Annotated in this window: 5 protein-coding genes; 1 reads left to right on the forward strand and 4 read right to left on the reverse strand. The window is 38.9% G+C overall.

Annotated elements, in window-relative coordinates; all coding sequences use genetic code 11:
- Positions 1-242: 242 nt before the first annotated feature.
- The 4 genes from coaBC to F6K13_RS23010 all read right to left on the reverse strand — a co-directional run bounded on the left by coaBC (position 243) and on the right by F6K13_RS23010 (position 3,073).
- Positions 243-1,469 (reverse strand): bifunctional phosphopantothenoylcysteine decarboxylase/phosphopantothenate--cysteine ligase CoaBC, encoded by a 1,227-nt coding sequence (coaBC, locus tag F6K13_RS22995; protein WP_124155210.1) that lies wholly within the window; start codon positions 1,467-1,469, stop codon positions 243-245.
- A 183-nt stretch (positions 1,470-1,652) separates the two neighbouring features.
- Positions 1,653-1,829 carry a hypothetical protein gene (locus F6K13_RS23000; RefSeq protein WP_161564599.1) on the reverse strand — a complete coding sequence of 59 codons (177 nt, stop codon included), beginning with the start codon at positions 1,827-1,829 and terminating at the stop codon, positions 1,653-1,655.
- A 325-nt stretch (positions 1,830-2,154) separates the two neighbouring features.
- Positions 2,155-2,367, reverse strand: coding sequence for a DUF2555 domain-containing protein (locus F6K13_RS23005; RefSeq protein ID WP_124145794.1), 213 nt, complete (start codon positions 2,365-2,367; stop codon positions 2,155-2,157).
- An 88-nt stretch (positions 2,368-2,455) separates the two neighbouring features.
- Entirely contained in the window at positions 2,456-3,073 is a 618-nt protein-coding gene (locus tag F6K13_RS23010; RefSeq protein WP_124145795.1) for an alpha/beta hydrolase, read from the reverse strand.
- A 167-nt stretch (positions 3,074-3,240) separates the two neighbouring features.
- On the opposite strand from F6K13_RS23010, the gene F6K13_RS23015 reads away from it, so the two are divergent.
- Positions 3,241-3,426 (forward strand): hypothetical protein, encoded by a 186-nt coding sequence (locus F6K13_RS23015; RefSeq protein WP_124145796.1) that lies wholly within the window; start codon positions 3,241-3,243, stop codon positions 3,424-3,426.
- Positions 3,427-3,812: the final 386 nt, after the last annotated feature.

The raw sequence follows: 3,812 nt of genomic DNA on the forward strand, positions 1-3,812 counted from the left end.
TTAAAATACAGGTAATATTACTTCCACTGATCCTCAAGGAAGTGGCAATATTAATCTGACCACTGAAGTAGGTAAAATTAATACAGGTGAAGTCTTTACAGATACAGGAAAAATTAATCTTAATCAACCAAACAATAATATTAGTTCAGTAGTAGAAAATAATCCGATTTCTATAACTCCCAGTTCCACACCTTCAACTACTGCTACCGGATTTGATATCAATATTTAATCTCCTCATCCCCCTATATCCCTAGCTCCCCATTTCCCCATCCCCCGCTCTCCAAGACAAAACTCCACAACCTATGAGCCATTTCTAATTTACTACAAGACGGAAGATCTCGCCGACGACCTTCAGCATCCAGAAAAATTCCTTGATTTGTATCACTACCAAAACCAGCTTCCTCTCGGTCAATAGGGTTAGCAACAATAGCATCTAAATTTTTAACCTGCAACTTCTCCAACGCAGGTGCAACAATATCTCCAGTCTGTGCTGCAAACCCAATCAAATATTGCTGGCGCTGCTTTAACTGCCCTAACTCCGCCACAATATCCGGTACAAGTGTCAAAGGTAATAAATTTGGTAGCGATCGCTTTGGCAATTTCTCACTACTATACTCAACAGGTTTAACATCTGCTACTGCCGCACTCATCACAATTATATCTGCTTCAGTAAAATGAGATAACATTGCTTGTCGCATCTGAGCAGCACTCACTACCTCCACAGTTTTTATCCCTGATAACAGCAACTCTCCCGAAATACTATGAACCAAAGTAACACTTGCACCGCGATGCAATGCCGCCTTAGCTAAAGCTATACCCATCTTACCCGTAGAAGGGTTGCCAATATACCTCACAGGGTCTAAATGTTCTCGCGTTCCACCCGCGCTAATTAATATTCTCTTACCTACTAAATCTCTTTTGCCTGCTGTATATAACAAAGATTCTATATTTGTGATTATCTCTGTTGGTTCCGCCATTCGGCCTTGACCAACGCGATCGCAAGCTAATATTCCCATACTTGGATTCATACCATAATATCTTTTTTCTGTCAATATTTGTTGCCAATTTCGCTGTACTGTCTGTTGTTCCCACATATCAGTATTCATTGCCGGAGATAATAAAATTGGGCAACGAGAAGCCAGCACTGTATTAGTCAACAAATTATCTGCTAAACCGTATACTAATTTTGCCAAAGTATTTGCTGTGAGAGGAGCAATGACTATTATTTCTGCCCATTCACCCAACTGAATATGCAATGGACGTCCGTGAGTAGACTGCCAAAAATCTCGATCTGTATAAGCTGGATAACGACAGAGAGTGGATAAAGTTAGAGGTGTAATGAACTGTTGAGCAGAATCTGTCAAAATTGCTCGCACCTCGATACCAGATTTTACGAGAGTAGAAACTACTTCACAAATTTTATAAGCTGCTATACCACCACAAATACTGATTAAAACTCTTCTACCCATAATATTTTCTTGTCTTGAAAAGGAGAGGTAATTGTTAATTAATAATTGTTAATTGTTGAAATTCTAGATCGTTAAGTTGTGAAGAAGCAAATAATTAATTAATATAGTATTTTTGGCATTGGTGATTTGAGGTATGAAATAAGTAATTTAGGTAAATTAAGAGTCATTCTTTGAATAGCAAAATTAGATGTTGTCTTTACTTAATTGACCGAAAAACACTTTTCTTTCTCCTGACTCAGTTCTCCTGACTTCCCCTCCTGGGAGGGGTGGGGGTGGGTTGACTCCTAAGTAATTAAAATTAATATCATACATACTCTTGAGCAACGCCATATTTTTCATTAAGCAGTTGGGGTCGCACATTATGGAATGATATTGCCAAAAATTAGTTTAGACTTTGATAAAAAAACCTAATATCAATCATTCTAGCAATTGATTAATCCAAAATCCTGTTCATCAAAAATCTAAAATCATTCGTCACTGTGCAACGCCAAGCAGTTGTCATATCAAATGAATGTTTCCTATTTGACTAAAATCATCAGTAAGTATTCAAACATAATTAAGATTAAGATAAATAGGAGTGTTGGGTAAAAAGTATCCAAGCTTAAAAATACCTTGTTTACTAAACCAACACTCTCAAATGTGACAAAATGATTAAATTACTGACTTGTGCGTTCCCATATTTTCCTCAAGCCTCATCACAAGGCTCTAAATCCAATAAATGGATATAAGGATCGATTAACTCTGGACGTTGAAAGGCGATCGCTCGTAGCAGGTGCCAATCACTCAACCCGTCAAAAGGATTTTGATAATCATCTTCCTCCAAACGTAAAGCCAACTTAGCTACATCCTGTGCAGTTAAATTAGCAACCTCGTGTAAAGAACGGGCTATAGTTTGCATCAAAACCGACCTCCCTGAAATGGCATCTGCTGAAAGCATTAATTAAAACGGAGTGTTATTCACACCTCCATTTAATATAATAGTCTTTCTAAGCTTTTGCCATAGTATCTATAACAAAACTTCGCATTAACTTCACAATTTCTGGAATAATCTCATGTCCCATATTAAATTCTTGGTATTGTATATTTGCCCCCAGATTTGTGAAAGTATCGCGCGTTCGTCTTCCTTGTTCAATAGGTAAAACTGGGTCTTGTGTACCATGTGTAACTAGAACAGGTGGTAATTTTTCTCCTGATGGTTGAAGTTGAGAATGTAGGTATCCACTTAAAATAATTAAGCCTTTTATTGGCAAAGTTACTCCTACATCCATAGCCATTGCCCCACCTTGAGAAAAGCCACATAGAATAGTTTTAGATAAAGGTATCCCTGTTTTACTTTCTAGAGAAATTAGCCAATCAATTAATATTTGGCGACTTTCAACCAGACCTTGGAATTCTAAATTTGATAAGTCATACCACATTTTTCCCTCAGGAACTTCAGGATGAGGCAATGGAGCATCTGGAAATTCAAACCAATAATCAGGCAAATTCAACTGTGTTGCTAAAGGTGTTAAATCATTACAATTAGCTCCCCAGCCATGTAAGAGAACAAATAAACCAGTAGGTTCTAAATTAGGTGAGATAGTAATTGAACTTAATTGGGTCATTATAAAGACATCAAAAGTAATTCCATTATTGTAACTATTCTGCACCAAATATTAAATTAGTTTTGCACAGTTACTTATAGAACCAAGTTTACAGCGCTTTTTATATTGATGAACCACATAGTCACAATCACGCGCCCAGTAGGGACGTTCCATAGAACGTCCCTACTGTGGTCTACCGAAATGAAAACCGCTGTAAAGATGGGGAGATGGGAAGATGGGGATATCAAGAAAAATTTGGTAATGGCGCTGTGATGGAACATTTTTTTAGACCGAACCCGAGCGGATTTGATCTGACTGCGCGGGGTGCAGCAGATGCAAGCGGTCATTGTGTGCTAGCTTTTAGCGGAAGTTAGGCACAAGCGCAAAACGCCCACATGAAAAGCGCAGCATGAAAAACGGAAAAAGCCTCTTACAGAGGAACTGCGGAATTCAGTACCTTCGGTAATAGGGAGGCGATCGAACATACTAAATTTTCTTTCTCTTGGTCGATTGGATATGGCATTTTGCAAGCGTAAAGCTCCACTTTTTATCCCCTTAAAAGAGGAGACTTGAAACCTGATTTTGTGGTTATAGCGCTGTGCGCAGGCAACAGCTCCGGAAGGCAACAGCTCCGGAAGGGGGATTGAAGAAGGAGACAGGAGACAGGAGACAGGAGACAGGAGGAAAATTACATGGGGATTCGCTCCCCCAAGTAATTTTGAACACCCCCGTTGACGGTGGGTTTAATACCCCACCGTCA

The organism is Okeania sp. SIO2B9 (assembly GCF_010672505.1).
Taxonomy (GTDB): Bacteria; Cyanobacteriota; Cyanobacteriia; order Cyanobacteriales; family Microcoleaceae; genus Okeania; species Okeania hirsuta.